Source organism: Paenibacillus sp. J22R56 (genome assembly GCF_056269375.1).
On record NZ_JBWDNV010000003.1, the window covers coordinates 125,654 to 144,931 of the forward strand.

Annotated in this window: 19 protein-coding genes and 1 pseudogene; 10 read left to right on the top strand and 10 right to left on the bottom strand. The window is 47.3% G+C overall.

Features of this window, described 5'->3' with window-relative positions; genetic code table 11:
- Positions 1–54: 54 nt before the first annotated feature.
- The 5 genes and pseudogenes from AC0YNT_RS08510 (at position 55) to AC0YNT_RS08530 (ending at position 2,832) form a co-directional block, all read left to right on the top strand.
- Positions 55–516, top strand: a complete 462-nt coding sequence (locus tag AC0YNT_RS08510; RefSeq protein WP_475804172.1) for a phage tail protein — start codon at positions 55–57, stop codon at positions 514–516.
- A gap of 83 nt (positions 517–599) precedes the next feature.
- A pseudogene (locus AC0YNT_RS08515) lies at positions 600–1,271 on the top strand (AraC family transcriptional regulator); the annotation flags it as partial.
- Entirely contained in the window at positions 1,261–1,710 is a 450-nt protein-coding gene (locus AC0YNT_RS08520) for a YdeI/OmpD-associated family protein (protein ID WP_475804173.1), read from the top strand. The pseudogene AC0YNT_RS08515 and the gene AC0YNT_RS08520, both read left to right, overlap by 11 nt.
- Positions 1,711–1,734: 24 nt before the next feature.
- Positions 1,735–2,331, top strand: a complete 597-nt coding sequence (locus AC0YNT_RS08525) for an ankyrin repeat domain-containing protein (protein WP_475804174.1) — start codon at positions 1,735–1,737, stop codon at positions 2,329–2,331.
- A 63-nt stretch (positions 2,332–2,394) separates the two neighbouring features.
- Positions 2,395–2,832: a hotdog fold thioesterase gene (locus AC0YNT_RS08530; RefSeq protein WP_475804175.1), complete on the top strand. Its 438-nt coding sequence runs from the start codon at positions 2,395–2,397 to the stop codon at positions 2,830–2,832.
- A 20-nt stretch (positions 2,833–2,852) separates the two neighbouring features.
- On the opposite strand, the gene AC0YNT_RS08535 is transcribed toward AC0YNT_RS08530, so the two are convergent.
- The 4 genes from AC0YNT_RS08535 to AC0YNT_RS08550 form a co-directional block, all read right to left on the bottom strand.
- Positions 2,853–3,605 (bottom strand): SDR family NAD(P)-dependent oxidoreductase, encoded by a 753-nt coding sequence (locus AC0YNT_RS08535; protein ID WP_475804176.1) that lies wholly within the window; start codon positions 3,603–3,605, stop codon positions 2,853–2,855.
- Positions 3,606–3,627: 22 nt separating this feature from the next.
- Positions 3,628–4,590 carry a helix-turn-helix transcriptional regulator gene (locus AC0YNT_RS08540; RefSeq protein WP_475804177.1) on the bottom strand — a complete coding sequence of 321 codons (963 nt, stop codon included), beginning with the start codon at positions 4,588–4,590 and terminating at the stop codon, positions 3,628–3,630.
- Positions 4,591–4,639: 49 nt separating this feature from the next.
- Positions 4,640–6,208, bottom strand: coding sequence for an MDR family MFS transporter (locus AC0YNT_RS08545; protein ID WP_475804178.1), 1,569 nt, complete (start codon positions 6,206–6,208; stop codon positions 4,640–4,642).
- A 150-nt stretch (positions 6,209–6,358) separates the two neighbouring features.
- A complete protein-coding gene (locus tag AC0YNT_RS08550) occupies positions 6,359–6,715 on the bottom strand; it encodes a DoxX family protein (protein ID WP_475804179.1) in 357 nt (118 codons plus the stop codon).
- A gap of 140 nt (positions 6,716–6,855) precedes the next feature.
- On the opposite strand from AC0YNT_RS08550, the gene AC0YNT_RS08555 reads away from it, so the two are divergent.
- Positions 6,856–7,203 (top strand): winged helix-turn-helix transcriptional regulator, encoded by a 348-nt coding sequence (locus tag AC0YNT_RS08555; RefSeq protein ID WP_475804180.1) that lies wholly within the window; start codon positions 6,856–6,858, stop codon positions 7,201–7,203.
- A 202-nt stretch (positions 7,204–7,405) separates the two neighbouring features.
- Complete coding sequence (locus tag AC0YNT_RS08560; protein WP_475804181.1) at positions 7,406–11,695, top strand: InlB B-repeat-containing protein; 4,290 nt, start codon at positions 7,406–7,408, stop codon at positions 11,693–11,695.
- A gap of 80 nt (positions 11,696–11,775) precedes the next feature.
- Here the strand turns inward: AC0YNT_RS08560 and AC0YNT_RS08565 are convergent, their stop codons facing one another.
- The 4 genes from AC0YNT_RS08565 to AC0YNT_RS08580 all read right to left on the bottom strand — a co-directional run bounded on the left by AC0YNT_RS08565 (position 11,776) and on the right by AC0YNT_RS08580 (position 15,107).
- On the bottom strand, positions 11,776–12,969 hold the full coding sequence (locus AC0YNT_RS08565; protein ID WP_475804182.1) for an MFS transporter: 1,194 nt from the start codon (positions 12,967–12,969) through the stop codon (positions 11,776–11,778).
- Positions 12,970–13,052: 83 nt separating this feature from the next.
- Positions 13,053–13,580: a TetR/AcrR family transcriptional regulator gene (locus tag AC0YNT_RS08570; RefSeq protein ID WP_475804183.1), complete on the bottom strand. Its 528-nt coding sequence runs from the start codon at positions 13,578–13,580 to the stop codon at positions 13,053–13,055.
- Between the two features lie 130 nt (positions 13,581–13,710).
- The gene (locus AC0YNT_RS08575; RefSeq protein ID WP_475804184.1) at positions 13,711–14,220 is read right to left on the bottom strand and encodes a dihydrofolate reductase family protein; all 510 of its coding nucleotides are present in this window, start codon (positions 14,218–14,220) and stop codon (positions 13,711–13,713) included.
- A gap of 14 nt (positions 14,221–14,234) precedes the next feature.
- Positions 14,235–15,107, bottom strand: coding sequence for an alpha/beta fold hydrolase (locus AC0YNT_RS08580; RefSeq protein ID WP_475804185.1), 873 nt, complete (start codon positions 15,105–15,107; stop codon positions 14,235–14,237).
- 137 nt (positions 15,108–15,244) lie between these two features.
- Between AC0YNT_RS08580 and AC0YNT_RS08585 the strand changes: the two genes are divergently transcribed.
- The gene (locus AC0YNT_RS08585; RefSeq protein ID WP_475804186.1) at positions 15,245–15,598 is read left to right on the top strand and encodes a winged helix-turn-helix transcriptional regulator; all 354 of its coding nucleotides are present in this window, start codon (positions 15,245–15,247) and stop codon (positions 15,596–15,598) included.
- 65 nt (positions 15,599–15,663) lie between these two features.
- On the opposite strand, the gene AC0YNT_RS08590 is transcribed toward AC0YNT_RS08585, so the two are convergent.
- Positions 15,664–17,316, bottom strand: coding sequence for a DUF2339 domain-containing protein (locus AC0YNT_RS08590; protein WP_475804187.1), 1,653 nt, complete (start codon positions 17,314–17,316; stop codon positions 15,664–15,666).
- The gene (locus tag AC0YNT_RS08595; protein ID WP_475804545.1) at positions 17,295–17,531 is read right to left on the bottom strand and encodes a hypothetical protein; all 237 of its coding nucleotides are present in this window, start codon (positions 17,529–17,531) and stop codon (positions 17,295–17,297) included. The genes AC0YNT_RS08590 and AC0YNT_RS08595 overlap by 22 nt, the downstream gene beginning before the upstream one ends.
- Before the next feature lie 98 nt (positions 17,532–17,629).
- Here AC0YNT_RS08595 and AC0YNT_RS08600 point away from each other — a divergent pair, with 98 nt between their 5' ends.
- Together AC0YNT_RS08600 and AC0YNT_RS08605 are read left to right on the top strand one after the other, a co-directional pair.
- Positions 17,630–18,235, top strand: coding sequence for a TetR/AcrR family transcriptional regulator (locus tag AC0YNT_RS08600; protein ID WP_475804188.1), 606 nt, complete (start codon positions 17,630–17,632; stop codon positions 18,233–18,235).
- A 251-nt stretch (positions 18,236–18,486) separates the two neighbouring features.
- Positions 18,487–19,254: an ABC transporter ATP-binding protein gene (locus AC0YNT_RS08605; protein ID WP_475804189.1), complete on the top strand. Its 768-nt coding sequence runs from the start codon at positions 18,487–18,489 to the stop codon at positions 19,252–19,254.
- The last annotated feature ends 24 nt before the right edge of the window (positions 19,255–19,278 follow it).

Genomic DNA, 19,278 nt, shown 5'->3' on the forward strand with positions numbered 1-19,278 from the left:
GATAAACGGTGGAATCCTATTTATACGAAATAATAATAGAAAAGAGGAATGAAAATGTCTTATGTTGTTGATTTTAAAAATGTATCCACGGTTGGTTTAGAGTCTTCACCTGTAGCAGATGCGCTTGCTGGTTTACGTGCAAATGAAGCCCGTTATTTTATGAACAAATACAAGCATGAATTTACGGTGGTGCCAGCTAGCGAAAGTCAGGAAGCCCTTGATTACGCGAACAGAGTTTTGAAAGAACGTGATATTCAGTTTGCGGCGAAACCTTTAGAAACATCGCAATTCCAAGTGGAAAATATCAAATTTACGTATGTCTTTTATGAGGATGGGCTTTCAATTAATGTCATGTATACAGTTGATGATCCTAAGAAAAGGGCCGTTGGCTTTAAGCTTTCTGAAGGAATGGAAATTCCAAAGGAGTTAGAAGAGAAGTTTAAGTTTGCTCGGCAGAAGTCTAAGCTGGCTGGAACCATTCGGGGCTCATTCTTTGTCATTAAAGGAGAATATTAATCTTAAAGAAAAGCCTATTCAAGACTTGCGTTTTGGATAGGCTTTTTGGACTTTTCCATCAGGGGAGGGGTTGCGGAATGAGTGATCAAGACGTACTGCACATCTTAAACGGTCAAGCGATGTATGAGAAATTTAAAAGTAAAAAGTTTATGGGTAGCTATGTCCCCTTTAATGAGGCCATGTGTGTACATGCGACTACGGCATTTATTTTCGATCAGGCGTTTATTGAAACTAGAGCATCGGGACATCATGAGTCAGTTGAAAATTACCGCAACAAGGTTATAAAGCCCTTAGATGAGCTGTTTCAGAAAAAGTATAACGAAATTGTTCTATGGTTTGGGGAGGACATGTTTTGTCAGATGAATCTACTAACGATCCTTGCCTATCTCGAGCAGTCTCAGTATAAGGGCAAAGTGGTTTATAATAGTTTTAAAGAGAATGAGTTTAAAATAAGCCCAATAGAGCTTACTTTAGGCAGCTATTATTCCGTTTATGAGGAAGTATTGATTCATCATGAGAAGCCAGCAATTGAACTTTTTCCCTTGATGGATCAGGCAATTAAATTGTTTTTAGAAATGCAGACAGAAGATAATACCGTTAGAACCTATATTATAGACAATGAACATTTACCTACATCTGAATTGCTTAAGCAATTATTCGAGGCTTTCCCAGAAGTAGGGTACGGAGATACCCAATATCTCGAGCTGATTGAGAAAATAAAGCAAGTAAAGGGGGATGAGGAAAATGAGATTTAACGCCACGCTTGAGCTGAGTAAAAAAACAGCAACCGGCATTCAAGTTCCGGACGAAATCGTTGAGGCACTTGGAGCGGGAAAGAAGCCTGCTGTCAAAGTGACAATTGGTTCCTACAGCTACCTCAGTACGATAGGATCAATGGGTGGGAAATACATGCTGCCGGTCAGCCAAGAGCATCGAAGCGGGGCAGGCATTCAGGCTGGAGACGAGCTTGAGGTCGAAGTCGAACTGGACACAACACCACGTGAAGTCATTGTGCCAGATGATTTTGCTGAGGCGATGAATCGCGAAAGCGAGGCACAGCAGTTTTTCGAAAGTTTATCTTACAGCAACAAACGCCGGTTTGTATTGAATATTGAGGGTGCTAAAAGCATTGAAACCAGACAGCGTCGTATTGAAAAATCCGTCGAGCTGCTCCGCGAAGGCAAGCTTCAATAATAAAAAGTGAAAAGGCGGGATACGTTGAATAACGAACTGATTTTAGCTGCTGAACGGGGAGATCTGAAGAAGCTTGAGGAGTTAATCAAAGCCGGGGCAAATCTTAATACACAAGATCATAAGGGGAGAACGGCCATGCTGGCGGCAACCCATTCGAACAAGCCGGAGATCGTGAAAATACTGATAGATGCCGGTGCGGATATGAACTTGCAGGACTACATACATGATAATCCATTCCTTTATGCCGGGGCCCAAGGCCGCCTAGAAATTTTGAAGCTCCTTATTGAAGCTAAGGCGGATACAACAATAACGAACCGTTATGGAGGGAATGCGCTCATTCCTGCAAGTGAGAAAGGGCATGTTGAGAATGTAAGAGCCTTGCTCTCAACTACAGATGTGAACATTAACCATATCAATAACTTAGGGTGGACCGCTCTGCTTGAGGTCGCTATCCTTGGCAATGGTGGTTCAAAGCATCAAAAAATCACTCAGCTGCTTATCGAACACGGAGCAGACGTAAATATTGCCGATCGAGACGGAGTAACCTCGCTGCAGCATGCCAGAAGGAATGGATTTAAGGAAATTGAGCGTATGCTGATAAGTGCAGGGGCGACCTTTTAGTAAAATCCGAAATTATAAAAAATTATAGATATATGCTAGGAGAGCATTAGAGGGAGATTCCGAATGAATAACAACAATGACAACCACTTCATGTTAAGCGAAGATGTATCTTATGAAACAACGATGTTTGGTATACTGGGGATGCGTATTACGGAATGCACGGGGGAGCGTGTTGTTGCTACCATGCCCGTTGGTCCGGCTACCCGGCAATATTTTGGAGTCCTGCACGGCGGGGCATCGGTAGCTCTTGCCGAAACGGCGGCGAGCGTGGGCACGTACAATCTGATCGATAAAGAGAACCAGCTGGCCGTAGGGATGGAGATCAATGCCAACCATATTCGCTCCAAGCGGGACGGCATTGTCACCGCCGTTGCGACACCTTTGCACAAAGGAAGAACAACGATGGTCTGGGATATAAAAATTACCGACGAGGAAGATCGGTTAATCTGCATCTCCCGCTGTACAGTAGGGATTGTCCCGAAAGTCCGGGAGAGCAGATAGGTTAGCCGGACTGAAGCAATTTACTCCATAACAAGCCCGCCGGTTACAGGCGTGTAGGTTCCTGTCAAGAACCGCGCGCCGTCTCCGGCGAGGAAAGAAATAACGCCCGCGACATCTTCCGGTTCGGCAATCCGGCCAAGCGGCGTGAAGCTGCCTATGACGCGGCTTTCCTCTTCGGATATCATAAAGGGCTCAACAGATCTAACGAAGCCGGGAGCAACGATATTAGCCGTAATTCCGCAAAGGCCAAACTCTTGCGCAATATATTTCGCGAACGTATCAAGTCCACCCTTCGCTGTACCATATGCGATATGTTGAGGGGAAGGATCCTTGCCTTCTGTGCTGGATAGATAGATGATTCTGCCGAATTGCTGTGCTGTCATGATGGGAATAACTGCCTTTGTAGGCTCAAACACCGACTGCAATTCATCGGTCAGCTGCCGCTCGAATGCTTCCCATGAGAGCTCCGCAAAAGCGGTAGCTTCAGCACGCTGACTTGCCGTGCATACGAGAATATCGATACGGCCATATGCTTGATTCACGGCTTCCACGAGCCGTTCCATTTGCTTCTTATTACGAGCATCCGCCGGAATCGACACGGCTTCACCGCCATCCGCAACAATCTCGGACGCGACCGATTCAGCGGACCATTCCTTTTCCAAGCCGCTCACAACAACCCTCGCTCCTTGTCTAGCAAGCTGTTTGCATGTTGCCTTTCCAATCCTATTGGTGCCCCCGGTAACAACCGCGATTTTTCCCTGCAAGGATATCATGATCCAGCCTCCTGCCCTGAACTTATTCTTTATCCAAACCGTCATACTGACTTGCAATATCGAGTGCCAGCTGCCTTACTTTTGCGGCAACGGAATCGGGCTCAAGTACAATAACATCGGTCATATAATGGAGTGCCGAGCGAATCAGCCAGTGTTCACTAGAGTAAGTCATGCGCACAATAAGCTGACCGTCCGGCAGCCGTTCAATATTTTTTTCATCAAAATGGTCCATTACGGACAAAGCAGCAGAGGCTTTGAACCGAAGGACAGCTGAAATCCCCTCATTCGATTCATTCTTCGCGGGTGTCTTCCACCTCTCATTCAGCTGTGCAAGCGACTCCTCTCGACGAATGAAGGTGCCAGCTTGTATGTCGAGCTCCCTAATACGTGTCAGCTTGAAAATGCGATAATCGTCGCGCAGGCGGCAATAGCCGTGAAGGTACCACGCATAATTTTTGAGCACAAGTGCCATAGGCTCCACCTCGCGCTCTTGCTCGCCGCCGCTTCTGCTCGTGTATGTGAACCGGATGAGCTTACGGTCATTCACGGCCTGGCGAAGCGAATTATAACGGCTTTGATCCTCATCGCTATTCTTCCAAGGGGTAAAATCGATATGAATACGGTCGCCTTCTCCGACCCTGCCCTGCTCGGCTTGTGCCACCATTGCGCCGACCTTATTGAGAAGGAGATCCATATTCGATCGGTCATAAGCCTTCGTGGATTCAAGTCCGCGAAGCGCAGTAGATAGGGCAGTCAGCTCATCGAACGACAGCAGCTGCCGATCCAGCCTGAAGCTGTCCATAATCTCATAACCGCCCTCCATGCCGGTATAGGAGACGATGGGAATGCCGGCCTGACCTAGCGAATCGAGATCGCGGTAAATCGTGCGCAGAGACACTTCAAGCTGATCTGCCAGCTCTTGCGCTTGCACCCGTTTTCGATTGAGCAGCAAGATCGTAATGGTCATTAACCGTTCAAGCTTCATGGTTATCTCTCCTAAAGCCGGCATGCTTCAGAGCTAGCCGATCTATGAATTAGTGTGCGGTTGCCAATTCTTCGCCTTCTACAGCCGGCTCCATTTTATCCTTCGTCATCAGGAAGGCAGCAATCAGCGCTAATACAGCAGGGACCATGCTCCAGGCAAAGGTTGCTCCAATGGAGCTGGACAGCCCGGCGGTAATGGTATCCAGAAGCTGAGGATCGACCGTTTGACGAAACGCTGGATTCAGCAGGGCATGAGGGTCACTTAAGTTCAAGTCAGAAGGGACTGCTGCGCTACCATTGCCTAGAGAATTACTGAGCTTCGAGAGCAGGCTGTGGCTTTGTACAATTCCGAAAATCGTAATGCCAAGCGACATGCCAAGCGAGCGATTGAAGTTTAACGTTGAGCTTGCCGCCCCGCGCTGCGCTGCAGGGAACGTATGAAGCACGGAGGTGCTTAATACCGAGAAGGAAGCGCCAATTCCAAGACCGATCAGAATCATAATTCCCGTAATGGAAAGTCTAGAAGATTCTACCGTAATTTGTGAAAGAAGGGCAAGACCTGCCAGCAGGATCGCCAGCGTCCCGATCATAATGGTCCGGTATTGCAGCTTTGTCATCAGAAACCCGCCAAGCGTCGCGGTAACAACCGAACCCATCATCATCGGCAATAAGGTCAAGCCGGAATTGGAGGCAGATCCGCCAATTACGCCCTGTACGTAGATCGGGATAAAAATTGCAGCCGTCATGTATGCCGCCCCGCTGAGCATGGCGACCAGATTACTTGTCGTATAAAGTCTGCTTCGGAACAAGCGGAACGAGATGATTGGTTCAGCAGCTTTACTCTCGACCAATATAAGCAAGAAGGTAAGAATGGCAAATCCGGCAAACAATCCGATAATTTGCGGAGAATCCCAGGCATACGTTTTGCCGCCGAGCTCAAGTCCAAATATAAAGCAGACGATAGCTCCTACCAGTAGAACAGAGCCTGCCCAGTCGATCTTTTGCCGGGAATGCGCTGCTGATTCCTTATAGAACAGGGTAATCATCAGCAGGGCAATAAAGCCAAGCGGCAAATTGATGTAGAAGATCCACGACCAATTGAGATGGTCGGTGATGTACCCGCCAAGCAGCGGGCCAATTACACTCGACAGACCAAATACTGCCCCGAATGCCCCCATCATTTTCCCGCGATCCTTGGATGGCACGACATCAAACAAAATCGTAAATGCAATGGACACCATCGCCCCAGCTCCAACTCCTTGCACGGCCCGGTAAATACTTAACTCCACGATGGAATGCGCCATTCCGCACAAGGCGGAACCTATCATAAACACGATAATCCCAAAGATGAAAAATCGCTTGCGCCCATACATATCGGACAGCTTGCCGAAGATAGGCATGCACGCCATCTCTGCGACCATGTACGCGGTGGTGACCCAAACGAATTTGTCGAGGCCTCCCATCTCGCCAACGATTGTGCCGATTGCTGTTGATACAACCGTGTTATCCATGGACGCCATTAATATGGCAAGCAATAGTCCTCCAACGATGGCTGCCAGTTTGTTTTTCATATCTAATCCTTCCTTTCTTTTACCTGAATGAGTTGCTTGAGCGATCATCTAAGATCATCATAAGCTACCCTTGTTGACAACTGTCTGTCAGGGAAGAAGGGCGTTCGATGATATTTTTTGGAAAAACTTAAGGGAACAGAAAAAAGGCAGGTGCCGAGTTGTATCGGCAGCCTGCCCTTCATTATTCAAAATACTCTATTAAAGAAAACGGCCAACAGCAACAACTGCCGCTAACAGGATAAAGACAAGGTTCACGCCGATCTCCCGGTATTCCTTACGTGTCAGATGCAGGACTGCTCCGGATAATACAACTGCTGCAAGTGCAGTGGCGGCAATGGGTGTTAGTATAGGTGCGACGTTCAAAGCTTCAGGCAGAATGAGCGCAATTGCACCAAGTAACTCTGCTAGTCCGATAAAGACGACAAGCCCTTGTGGAACGTCTTTTACCCATCCCCACTCTGCTTTGGCTTTGTTATACTGAAACGCCTTCAGCCAACCTGAGTAGACAAAAGCAAGAGCTGCAAGCCCTTGAATAATCCATAATGTAATATTCATGAATAGTATTGACCTCCTTATCCTTTTTAACGATCCTCTAAGGTATAATAGACCCAAGAAAACGGATTGAGGAAGTAGGCACTTAATCTAAACAGAGTAAATAAAAAGTAACCTAGCGAAGCGCAAGAGGTGAGAGTTCCATGAAACAATACTGTAAGTTCGAATCGGCACTGGAAATATTGATCGGCAAATGGAAGCCCGTCATCTTGCTTCAGCTTATTGCAAACGGTACGATGCGATTCAGCGAGCTTCAAAAAGCGATACCCGATATTAATAAAAAGATGCTTACTCAGCAATTAAGAGAACTGGAGCATAACGATATTGTACACCGTGAGGTGTATAACCAAGTCCCTCCGAAGGTAGAGTATTCGATTTCGGAATATGGCAAGAGCTTAGGCAAGGTGCTGCAGGTCATGAACGATTGGGGAGAGGCTCATCTGGAGCATATGAATGAGTTGTATGGTGAAGATCAATCGGAGGATTTGTAAAATATTGTCGAATAAATAGAATATGATTGAAATAATAGTGAATAGAGATCAAAGGCCGCCGTTATGCTACTGGGTGGTCTTTTTTTTATGTTCAAAGGGCGGATTTTTATTGTTTAAAATACAATATTTTCTAGAGGTTTATGTAGAACGATGTCGAATTTTGCTATAGAACATTTGTTCATTAACTAATAGGGGGAGAATAATGAGTTCATGGTTAACTCGGCAAGCGGCAGGCTCCAAGCGTGAGTTACTGCTTTTTTTGGTGTTTATTTTATTATTAGGGTGCGGACTCGTTGTTCCTAGAACGGCCTTTGGTGCTGCGGTTGATACGGGTAGTTCAACGAAGTTCAACGTAAACACAGATACGTCATCCAACTATGTTTGGGGGATTGCGGGTCTGAGCGAAGGTAAGACGGGAGTACTGATTAAGAAAAGTAGTACGAGTTATTATGAGATTTACTCGTCTACCGGATCACTGATCAAGTCAGTAAATATTACTGCGCTCATTCCACGTGGGTCGAATATCTATGCTTTGAAAGTAATGGCTCTGGCTAATGGCCGATCGCTCATTACGTGGGAAGGGAATACGAGCGGCTGTGATAATAATATGAACAGCATGTATCAGTTCCTAATGCTGAATGAGGATGGAACGGTATATAAGCCGGCGACAGATATCAGTACCCAAACAGCCAATTATAACTGCTATACCGATACGGCCGAACTTTCGGACGGTAAAATCGCATTTCTCTGGCAGAATGACGGCAGCACTTACTTTACGAGAATTTTCAATGCAGATGGAACGTCGTTCTCAACACAAAGCCCAATCGAAACGACAGGTGACCGCGAAGGTAATCCTGCACAGAACTCTACTTACACACATTCGATAGCAGCTAATAACAATGGCACCTACCTGATCGTGTATAAATTTTATAACAGTATGGATTTCTATGGTGTTCTCTACAACAACGACGGTTCTCAGAAAACCGTAAACGGTTATCAGCATTTTATTGTTGCTAACGGTGACAACAGAGAATACAACGACTCTTCTTATGTTCATACAGAAGCGTTGTCGAACGGCAATTTCCTCGTTGCTTATAAGAAAAACGGCGCAAAAATGGCAAAAATCATTACACCGGATGGTACAGCAATTGGCAGTGCCATTAATAATGCATCGGTTAAGCTTGGCGACGATGCAGCGGATTTCTTATCGCTAGAAAACGGTGGTTTTCTGGTTACAGACTCGAGCACAGTAGGTGACTATCTGGATGTAGCTCCCTGGTATGATCTGCATTCTTATGATCAGCAAGTGAGAGAGTTCGATAATAACGGGAATATGGTAACGGATTGGAAAGCGCCTGACACTGATCCGTCAGCGGATAATGCTACATACCCGTATACTTATTTAATGGGATATAAGCTCTATAAAGGGTATGACCAAGGTTTTATTGCGTATAACGCTTTGACTGGCAACGTTACTCTGCATAACGTCATCACATCGTTAAAAGTAACGTATGACGGAAGCGGGCAGACGAGCGGAACCGTGCCGGCGGACAACACTTCATATAAGAACGGCGATACCGTGACGGTCGCTGACAATACAGGTGGTCTGGCAAAGACCGGTTACTCATTCGGAGGATGGAGCACGCTGCCTAACGGTGGTGGCACCATTTATGCAGCGGGAGACACGTTCGCGATTAGCGGCAGTGATGCGCTTTTGTATGCAGTATGGACGCCAAATATGTATACTGTAACCTTCGACAAAAATGGAGGAGATGTGGATGCAGCTCCAGCCTCCAAGACAGCGCCATACAGCGGCAGCGTAGGCAGTCTTCCGACTGAACCAACAAAAGCTGGCTATACGTTCACAGGCTGGAATACGGATCAGCTTGGTACAGGTACAAGCTTTAGCGCAGTAACACCTGTAACCGGGGATGTAACCGTATATGCACAATGGGCAATTAATACGTACGCGGTTACGTTCAAGGATTGGGATGGCAGCGTACTGAAGACAGAGACGGTAAACCATGGCAGCAATGCCACAGCCCCTGCGAATCCAAGCCGTACTGGCTACTCCTTTACAGGCTGGAGCACGGCATTCACGAATGTGACCGGCGCCTTGACGGTAACGGCACAATATGACGTCAATAGCTACACAGTAAGCCTTGACAGCCAAGGCGGCAGCGCGGTAGCTGATCTGGATGCCGATTATGGCACAAAGATCGCAGAACCAGCAGCACCAACTCTTGTTGGCTATGACTTTGCCGGCTGGTATAAGGATGAAGGCTTAACGACCGAATGGAATTTCAGCACCGACACGATTCCAGCAGGCGACTTTACGCTTTATGGCAAATGGGCTATCAAGACCTACGCAGTGAAGTTCAAGGATTGGGACGGCAGCGTATTAAAAACAGGGACAGTTAACCATGGCAGCAATGCGGTGGCACCTGCCAATCCAATCCGTACAGGATACTCGTTTACAGGTTGGGACAAAGCATTTACGAATGTGACCGGCGCCTTGACGGTAACGGCACAATATAACGTCAACAGCTACACGGTAAGCTTCGACAGCAAAGGCGGCAGCTCAATAGATGATATGACCGCGAATTATGGCTCGATTCTTACAGCACCAGACGCACCAACCCTTGATGGCTATAACTTTGTTGGCTGGTACAAGGATGCAGGGTTAACGACCGAATGGAATTTCAGCACGGATACGATTCCAGCAGGCGACTTTACGCTATATGCCAAATGGGCGATCAAGACGTACGCTGTAACGTTCAAGGATTGGGACGGCGGCGTACTGAAGACAGATACGGCGAACCATGGCAGTGCTGCAACAGCACCAGCAGATCCAAGCCGTACCGGCTATACGTTTACCGGCTGGGATGTGGTATTCACGAATGTGACGGGCGCACTTACTGTAACGGCACAATATGACGTCAACAGCTATACAGTCAGCTTTGACAGCAAAGGCGGCAGCGCGGCAGCTGATCAGGTAGCCTATTATGGCACGAAGATCACAGCACCAGCAGCACCAACCCTGGTTGGTTATGACTTCGGAGGCTGGTACAAGGATGCAGGCTTGACGACGGAGTGGAATTTCAGCACGGACACGATTCCAGCAGGCGACTTCACGCTTTATGCCAAATGGAATATCAAGACGTACGCGGTGACGTTCAAGGATTGGGACGGTAATGTATTAAAGATAGAGACGGTGAACCATGGCAGTGCGGCATCAGCACCGGCTGATCCAACTCGTACCGGCTATACGTTTACAGGCTGGGATGCTGCGTTCACGAATGTAACGGGCGCCCTGACGGTAACGGCACAATATGACGTCAACAGCTACACGGTAAGCTTTGACAGCGACGGCGGTAGCGCAGTAGTTGATCTGGATGCCGATTATGGAGCAGCGATTACAGCTCCAACTGCTCCAACAAAAGCAGGTTATCGATTCGATGGCTGGTATAAGGAAGCGGCATTAACGACAGCGTGGGATTTTGACACGGACACCGTTCCGGCTAATGGATTCACGTTGTATGCGAAATGGACGGCTGTATTTACGGTAACGTATGACGGGAATGGCAGCACTTCTGGAAGCACTCCGGCAGACAGCCAGCTCTATGAGGATCAGGAAAGCGCAGCAGTACTCGGTAACACGGGTGCTTTGTGGAAATCCGGGTATTCCTTTGACGGCTGGAACACTGCAGCGGACGGCACTGGGACGAGCTATAAAGCAGGCGATACGCTCGACATAGATAACGCGAATGTGGTGCTTTATGCCACTTGGAAGCTGGTACCATACGTACCATCCGTGCCAACGACTCCAAAGCCTTCTTCGCCAATCTTTAAGTCTGTTATCAATCAAGAGAAATTGATGGACTATTTGAAGGACAAGCTCGAGCAAGCACTTAAGAACCCGGTTAGCGAGCATTTCTCTGATGTTAATCAGCACTGGAGCAAAGCGAATATCGATCTATTCGTCAAAATGGGCTTTATTACAGGGTATCAGGACGTTACCTTCCGCCCGAATGCATCGATTACGCGTGCAGAATTTGCTGCCGTAATGGTAAGGGTGTTCAATTTCGACACCTCAAGCAGCAATAAGACTTTCTCTGACGTGAAGGACAATTACTGGGCGAGTCAAGATATCAAGGCACTTGCCGCGAGTGGTATCATTGCAGGTTATACAGATGGTACGTTCCGGCCTAATGAGGTTATCACGCGTGCGGAGATTATAGCTATGATCAGCCGTATTGTAGACTTCAAGGCGGTAGGGGCGTATCAGACAGTGAACTTCAATGATATTGCAAATTCCTGGAATGCGGACGATATTCACAGCGCAGCATCTGCCGGCATCATCAACGGCCGTGCCGATGGTGTCTTCGCTCCACAAGAACAGTCAACTAGAGCTGAAGCTTTAAGCATTATACTGCGTGTACTGAATTTGAATCCTGCGATTAAAGCGTTGCTTGACCAGTTTAAAGTCTAAAATGGGCAGTGAATAAACAAGGAAACCATGCTTTTCGCAATGGAGGTAGCACCTCTAATTGCCCAAGCATGGTTTCTTTTTTATTTGTCAGTTGCATAATAGATTAATGCGAGAGCCGGCATAGCGATTCCGATCCACAAGACGGCCTGCCAGCCTCCCGCCGCGTATGCCCATCCGCCAAGCGCAGAGCCGGTGGCACCTCCGGCAAAGAATATCGCCATGAACAAGCCGTTAAGCCGACTTCGAACCTCGGCCCCCAACGAAAAGATTGCTCTCTGGCTTAGAACTAGGTTAGCCGATACCCCCATGTCAAGAACGATGGCTGTAACGACGAGAAGAATCAGAGCAAACGTTGAGCCGCTTGGAGCGGTCAGAGGCAGTGCGATCGAGACCAGGACGAGTCCCAGTGCAATGCCGGTAGCGGGACGAATCCATCCTCGGTCTGCCATTCGGCCGGCAACGGGCGCCGCTAGCGCACCGGATACCCCGACTAAGGCGAACAAAGCGACTTCCTGCTGAGAGAAATGGAAGGCCGGGCCAGTCAAGTAAAGCGGAACCGTTGTCCAGAACAAACTGAATGTTCCGAATACCCCAGCATGGTAAAGCGCTCTTCGCTGCAGGATCGGCGTCGACTTCAGTAATTGCAACATCGAGCTGAGCAGAGCCGGATAACGAGTCGAGGTCTGAGGCTTCCGGGGCGGAAGCGTCCGCAGCAGCACTAAAGCCAAAGCTAGCATAGCGGTGGAAGATAAATAGTAAACGGCTCTCCAGCCCATATACTCTGCCGCCAAGCTTGATACCGGTCGGGCCAGCATAATCCCGAGCAGCAGGCCGCTCATGACGTTACCGACATTGCGGCCTCGAGTTGCTTCCGGAGATAGATGAGCCGCATACGGCACTAGAACCTGGGCCGCTACGGAAACCATTCCGATTAGCATGGAAGCAAGCAGAAATAAAGTAATGTTATGAATGCCTCCACCGATTGCGAGAACGATAGCTGCTAATACCAGCAGGATGACCACCAGTTTCCGGTTCTCCACGATATCTCCCAAGGGGACAAGGAATAGTAGCCCAATGCCATAACCGATCTGGGCAAGCGTAACGATTAGGCCTGATGCCCCAGAGGACAGTCCAAGATCAGCGCTGATTGGCCCAATCAAGGGCTGGGCATAGTAGAGGTTAGCTACAATCAGGCCGCAGGCAGCGGCGAGAATAAGGATGATTCCCGGCGAAAAAGGCTTCTCAATTGATGATTGCTTTTCAAGTGTGTTCATCTTACATCTCCTTTGTTTGACGCTTATCGCGCATTTTATCGGAACAATCGTTCCGATATTAGCAAAAAAAGTGAAGCCCTCTCTTACAGCATGTTGAGAACGGCCTCGACCATGTCATCATACAGCTTTCTATCAGGCTTCATCTTGGTAACGACATTGATTCCATGGTTCAGGTTCAGAAGTAGGATCGCCATCGTATTTAGATCTTTGTCCGGAGCAATTTCACCTGTCTGCTGTCCTCTCTTAAGTGCATCGGTAAAGCACTTCTCCAGTCCGTCGAAGCTGTCCCGGATCGCAGCTTGCACCTGATCATCCGGGGAATCCATGCCGACAGCAGCATTTGTGATCAAGCAGCCATGGGGCAAAGCCTCATCCAAAGCGGCGGATACATGGCGATCGAAATATCGGCGGATGCCTTCCTTCGCGGATGGTGAGCTCTCCAAGAGGCTTCTTTTGCTCAAGCTCAGGGTCTTATAACGTTCAATGGCTTCCAAGTAAAGTGTTTCTTTGTCTGTGAATGTCTCATATAGGCTTGATCGGCTTAAGCCCATGGCTTGCAGCAGATCAGGAATGCTGGTTGCTTCGTAGCCCTTTTCCCAGAACACCAGCATAGCTTTGTGAAGGACTTGCTCCCGGTCGAATTCTTTGATGCGTCCGATGATGAATGCCCCCTTTCAAGTACAGCATATCATTTCAGGAACGATCAGTCCAGTAATTTAATGTCGACTTGCCAACAGGCATTTATCGTTCAATCCCGTAGCGCAACTGTATAACGCCACCGCCCAGAGGCTTGCAGTCCAACAATTGAACATGCTTATATTCGTAGTTGTCTTTGTTGATTAATAGGTTTAACCCTTTGCCTTCTAATACAGGTGCTACATTGAAAATCACTTCGTCGACAAGTCCTTCACCCAGAAATGAGTTATGAATATCTGCCCCACCACTAATGAGAGCGGTTTGATGGCCTTTTTGCTGAAGGCAGGTCAAGGCCTCTTGAGGTGATCTTACTACCGTTACGCCTAGGATTTCGGAGGCATTCTTTGAAACTACAACGATATCGATTTCGGCAGAGGGACCTCCACCGCCACTTCCACGCATTGCCTCGAATGTTTTCCTCCCAACAATGAAATTCCCTGCTGCTTCAGCCTGTGCCGCGAAGTCATTTAAGGCTTCTTTGGTTGGCGGGTTATTGGCACCAGATTGTGCATAATTGCCGTTAACAGTTAAAGTTGCCCATAAAATAGTTTTCATCGTAAATTTCCTCCTCATGTTCTGTTTCGTATGGTTCGAATGGATGCCGCAACCCGATCAGGACGATCTTCTTGGACATAATGTGATGCGTCTTCCAGGATCTCGGTCTCATTCAACGGCAGGACGTTTTGCCATTTGGCCATCTGCCCGAGCGGGAATCCGGCGCTGTCCTTTATTCCCCACAAAATTTGTGCAGGCAGATCGGATAAGTTAGACAACCTCAATTCAATATTAGCGAGCCATGCTCGTGCTTTACGGATCTGTCTGGGGAATATCCATGTTGGCCTCCTGGACTTTGGAGTAGGAAAAGGGTCAGTATAAGCGGATCGCAAACTATTCGTGACCTTATCGGTCTGGTAGATGCCATGCGGGACAATGACTTTGGCGAAAAAATTAAGCCGTGTCTGAAGCCAGTATCCGATAGGCCAGCCTCCCATCGCGAACGAGAATAATTTCATCGGTAAAATTTCTGCTGGCCAGGCCCAAGTATTCATCACAACGATGCCGCGCAGGTTAGTCCGATGCTGAACCGCATAGTTCAAGCCGATCGGGCCTCCCCAGTCTTGAACGACTAATAAGAAATGCTTTAGATCGAGATGACGGATCAATTCATGAACGGCTTCCGATTGCTCTTGTGGAGTGAAGCCGTAGCCGCTTGGTGCCTTTGACATGCCGAATCCGGGGTAGTCTGGAGCGATAAGACGAAACTCATCGCGAAGCTCTTTAATGACGTTACGATAAAGAAATGACCATGTAGGGTTGCCGTGGAGCAGAAGGACCACCGGTCCCTTCCCTTCATCTAGGTAATGGATGTGTCCATCACGATAAGGCAGCCAATGATCGGTGAACGGATACTCCGCCTGATCTACTTGAAACGGTCTATTCAAAAGGTCTTCCTCCTTCTGTGAAATACTAACAACATTTTCCTTTCCTGATTCACATATTAAAGGTTCTATGGTACATTTGAAAAGTAGTTACATTAAAGTGCAATAGTTTCAAAAAATGAACTATGGAGGAAAAATACATGATGGACCAGTCTTGTCCTGGCACTGTTGAGCCGATTCTGGAGATTTTGGATGGGAAATGGATGCTTCTTCTCTTGTTCGAATTGTTTAACGGGACAAAGCGTTTTGGGGAATTACGTCGCAAGCTTCAGCCTATTAGTCCAAAAACGTTGACTGACCGCTTACGGTTACTAGAGGATAAGGGGATTGTTACTCGTACGATTTATCCGGGTGTACCACTGCATGTTGAATATGAACTTACCGAGAGTGGGCAAGGCTTGCAGCCAATATTTGCGGCTATGTGGGCGTGGACCCAGGAATATGGGGCAGGTTTGAGGAATGAAACGAACTTAAAGCCGAGTACTGGCAGTTAATAAGCAAAGAAACCATGCTTTTCGCAAACGGAGTACCTCCAGTTTGCCTAAGCATGGTTTCTTTTTTAATCTTTTTTGTAGAAGAACCTCGATAGTAAGATTCCGATGAAGCCAAGCCCGATAAATAATATCGCTTTAGCAAGTAAGGATACACTTGGCAAATCCATTAGAATGACCTTCATTAAGGTCAGGAATAACAGGGCAATGCCTGTCAGCCTAGCTTGCTTTATCTGCTTTTTCAATCCGTATCCAATGACGACAACCGAGTACGCCACCCATACCGCTGACACTAAAAGATGCTGGGCATTTGTACTGAAGTCCTTTGTTAATAGATTGGTTAACTCGGTAAGGAAGGCCAAGAAGGCTAAGCCGATGCTATACCACAGAAGAATTAGAGTGCTTTTTGTGTTTCTGCCCAATTCGAAGTGATAAACCAGTCTAATTAAGCCACCTAACGTTCCAAGTAATACGATCCAAATGAGCATTTCAACTGAGAAAATGCTGTCCAGGTTTCCTGTTACCGTATTGATTCCAATCAAGCATCCAAGTACATAGATCAGAATACCGTTCATTTTTTGCAATAAGGACTTCACAACGAATCCAAGCCATAATGCCGCAATACCCTCAATTAATAAGACGACTGGTAATGCTTCTGAGCCAAGTAAATTAGCTAGACAGAATAATAGGGCATAGCTTGTTATTGTAAGGGTGTAGGGCACTTTACCTTTGTGCTCTGCTTTCCTCCAAAACCAAACGGTTAATAAGGCGTATACAACAAACATGATTAGCATGACAACGTTAAATAGCAGGTCTGAATAGGATAATTTAAACCAGAGCGCAGTCAATGCAAAGCTTGGAACAAGCGTTCTAAGTTGATGGCTCATGATTGTGGTTTTCGAGAATATGGAGAGAAGCAATACGATTTGCTGGACAAGTACTCCTATAGCAACAACTCGTTCATTCCCATCCGCAATTAACTGGTAGATCGCTAATGCAACCTGAAGTAATACAAAGGATTGATAGAACAGGGCAGCAAATTTGCTCTTTATCGCGTAAACCATGAAGCTAATGAATACCACGGATTCGTAAGTAACAAAGAACAAGGCGGATGGATGATCGCTATCCAGTAAGAATGGAGTCAGCACGCCTGCTGCACTCGCCAACACAGCGAGGGGCTGGGATTTCAGGCTGTTAGAGAACACGACTCCTGCTATGACAAACAATACATTTAGAATTAAGGCCACGGGTACACTCATTAGCTCATATAAGCTATGGGCTGCAAATGTGGTGAGCATACCTATCGCAATGGAGCCCCCTAATAATACTTGTGAGAGCAATGGACGCTTTGCCTTCTGCTGTTTGAATCCCATGAATATAAAAACTCCGGCAGCCAAATAGCCAATGACACATCGCATGGATTCCGTTATGAATCCGCCATCAACAGCTGCTTTAAATCCCCAGATCATCCCGATAAGCAGCACGAACAAAAAGATTCTTGGCAGCCATACCCTTGCAATAAGATGCTCCCAATCGGTTTCTTTTTTGATCTTCTGCGGTTGTGCAGGACGCACTGTTGATTCATGTGGAGTCTTCTTTAAATGATTGGTGCGCTTTGACGTCGGTGAAGCGGGAAGTCTGCTCTGTTTCAATTCCGTTATTTCTTGTTCAAGCTCCGTAATCCTTGCTTCTAATTTACTTACTCGCTCATCAAGTTCCAACTAAGAAGTCCCCCTTTTTCACGGAAAATGTTCCTCTTGTCATGTGTATTTACAATACTGTATTTAATACAGGAAGTATATTGCATCTCAAAAGATGTTGTGATTATGGCTACATTTTGCTGGCCGCCGTTGTTGATTTTATAGTGAAAATCTGCAAAATTTTCGCCATAACCGTAGCTGTGCCCGGTGTGAATCCTGTTACTAGACCATTCTATTTCACGATGCTATGCTGGCATTTAAATGAACGTCTTGATTGACTGTTTCAATAGACCCTCTGTTATAATGGGGTCAAGAAAGGGGCTGCGTTAATTTTATGTCGCCTAGGAACGTAGAGAGGGACCTCCTGCAACGCGAGAAAAGGATTAATCACATTCTTGACTCGGCCCTCGAGACCATCGCGGTTAAAGGAATCGGCTCGGTGAGCATCAACGATATTGCTGCGGCTGCGGGCATGAGCATAGGCAATATGTATCATTATTTTAAGTCTAAAGATGAGATTATTAGCGAGATTCTGCGCAGGGGACAGACGGGCTACGGGGAACATGTCACCTTAATTGCCGAACAGGAATGTCCGGCCTTGGAGAAGTTGCTTATATTATGCGAATCTTGGCTTGCTCTTGAGAACAGCTGGGCGTATACGATCCTTATTCATACGTCGCGCTTGTCCGATGCTTCCTCCGAAGAGATCCGCAAGGCGGTAACGGAACGGTTTACGAACAACCTTGGGCCGGTCGCAGCCGTCATGAAGCAAGGGCAGGAGGAGGGGCTTGTGATCAGCGGCGATCCGCTGGAACTGGCCTATTATTTCGTAAGCTTGATTCAAGGCTTAACTCTTCAGAAAATGCCTAATGCGGAAGTGCCGATCCGCGCGCAAGCGAGCTCCATTGTAGCTTTGTTCGCGGCTAGATCTAATCAATAGAAAAGCGGGTTGCGCGGCCGCGCAGAACTCGCTTTTTTTTATGATTGACAACGAACAAGGGCCACTGCTACAATTTAGCCATTAACAAACCGAGCGACTATTCGGTTTGTGGGAATGTACGCCAATAGATCGACTGGACATCCGGAGATTGGTAAGGGTACAAATGACGAGGGCAGAGGCCCCATTTTTTTTAATTATAATCCCTAGTAAAACGGTGTGAAAAATTTAGATTGAACTGGAGGCGGCGTCTTATGCTGACGATTGAGCGTTTGAACAAAACGTTTGCGGCTCCTGCAGGACCGTTTATCGCGTTAAGCAATATTCGGCTGCAGGTGGAGCGGGGACAATTTATTACCTTTATCGGGCCAAGCGGCTGCGGCAAGAGTACATTGCTCAAGATCGTGGCGGGACTGGATACAGCCTATGAAGGAACGGTCGAATTAAATGGCAAAGCAATTACGGGCCCAGGCGTGGATAAAGGTTTTATTTTTCAAGAGCCAAGGCTGTTCCCCTGGTTAACTGTAGAGAAAAATATCGCGGCCAATCTGTCGCTGGGTAATGCGCAGGTTCGCCGTCAGGTTGATGAGCTGATTGAGCTGGTTCGTCTGAAAGGATTCGAGAAGGCTTATCCGAAGGAACTGTCAGGCGGGATGGCGCAGCGGGTCGCGATTGCTAGAGCACTTCTCCGCAAGCCGGAAATCTTGCTGCTCGACGAGCCTTTTGGAGCGCTTGATGCCTTTACCCGCACACATATGCAGGAGGCATTGCTGGACATCTGGCAGAACAGCAAGACGACGATGCTTTTCGTTACGCATGACCTCGATGAAGCTGTGTTCCTAGGAGAGAAAGTTGTGATCATGAATCCACGGCCAGGACACATCCGCAACGTCATTAACGTAGATCTTCCTTACCCACGGAAGAGGACGGGAGTTTCCTTCCAGGAGCTTCGCTCCAAGGTTCTCGGCGAGTTCGAGAAGGTAGAACAGCCGCCTCTGCTTGATCATGGAGCAGGTATCTAACCGGCATTATTAAACCATTAAAGG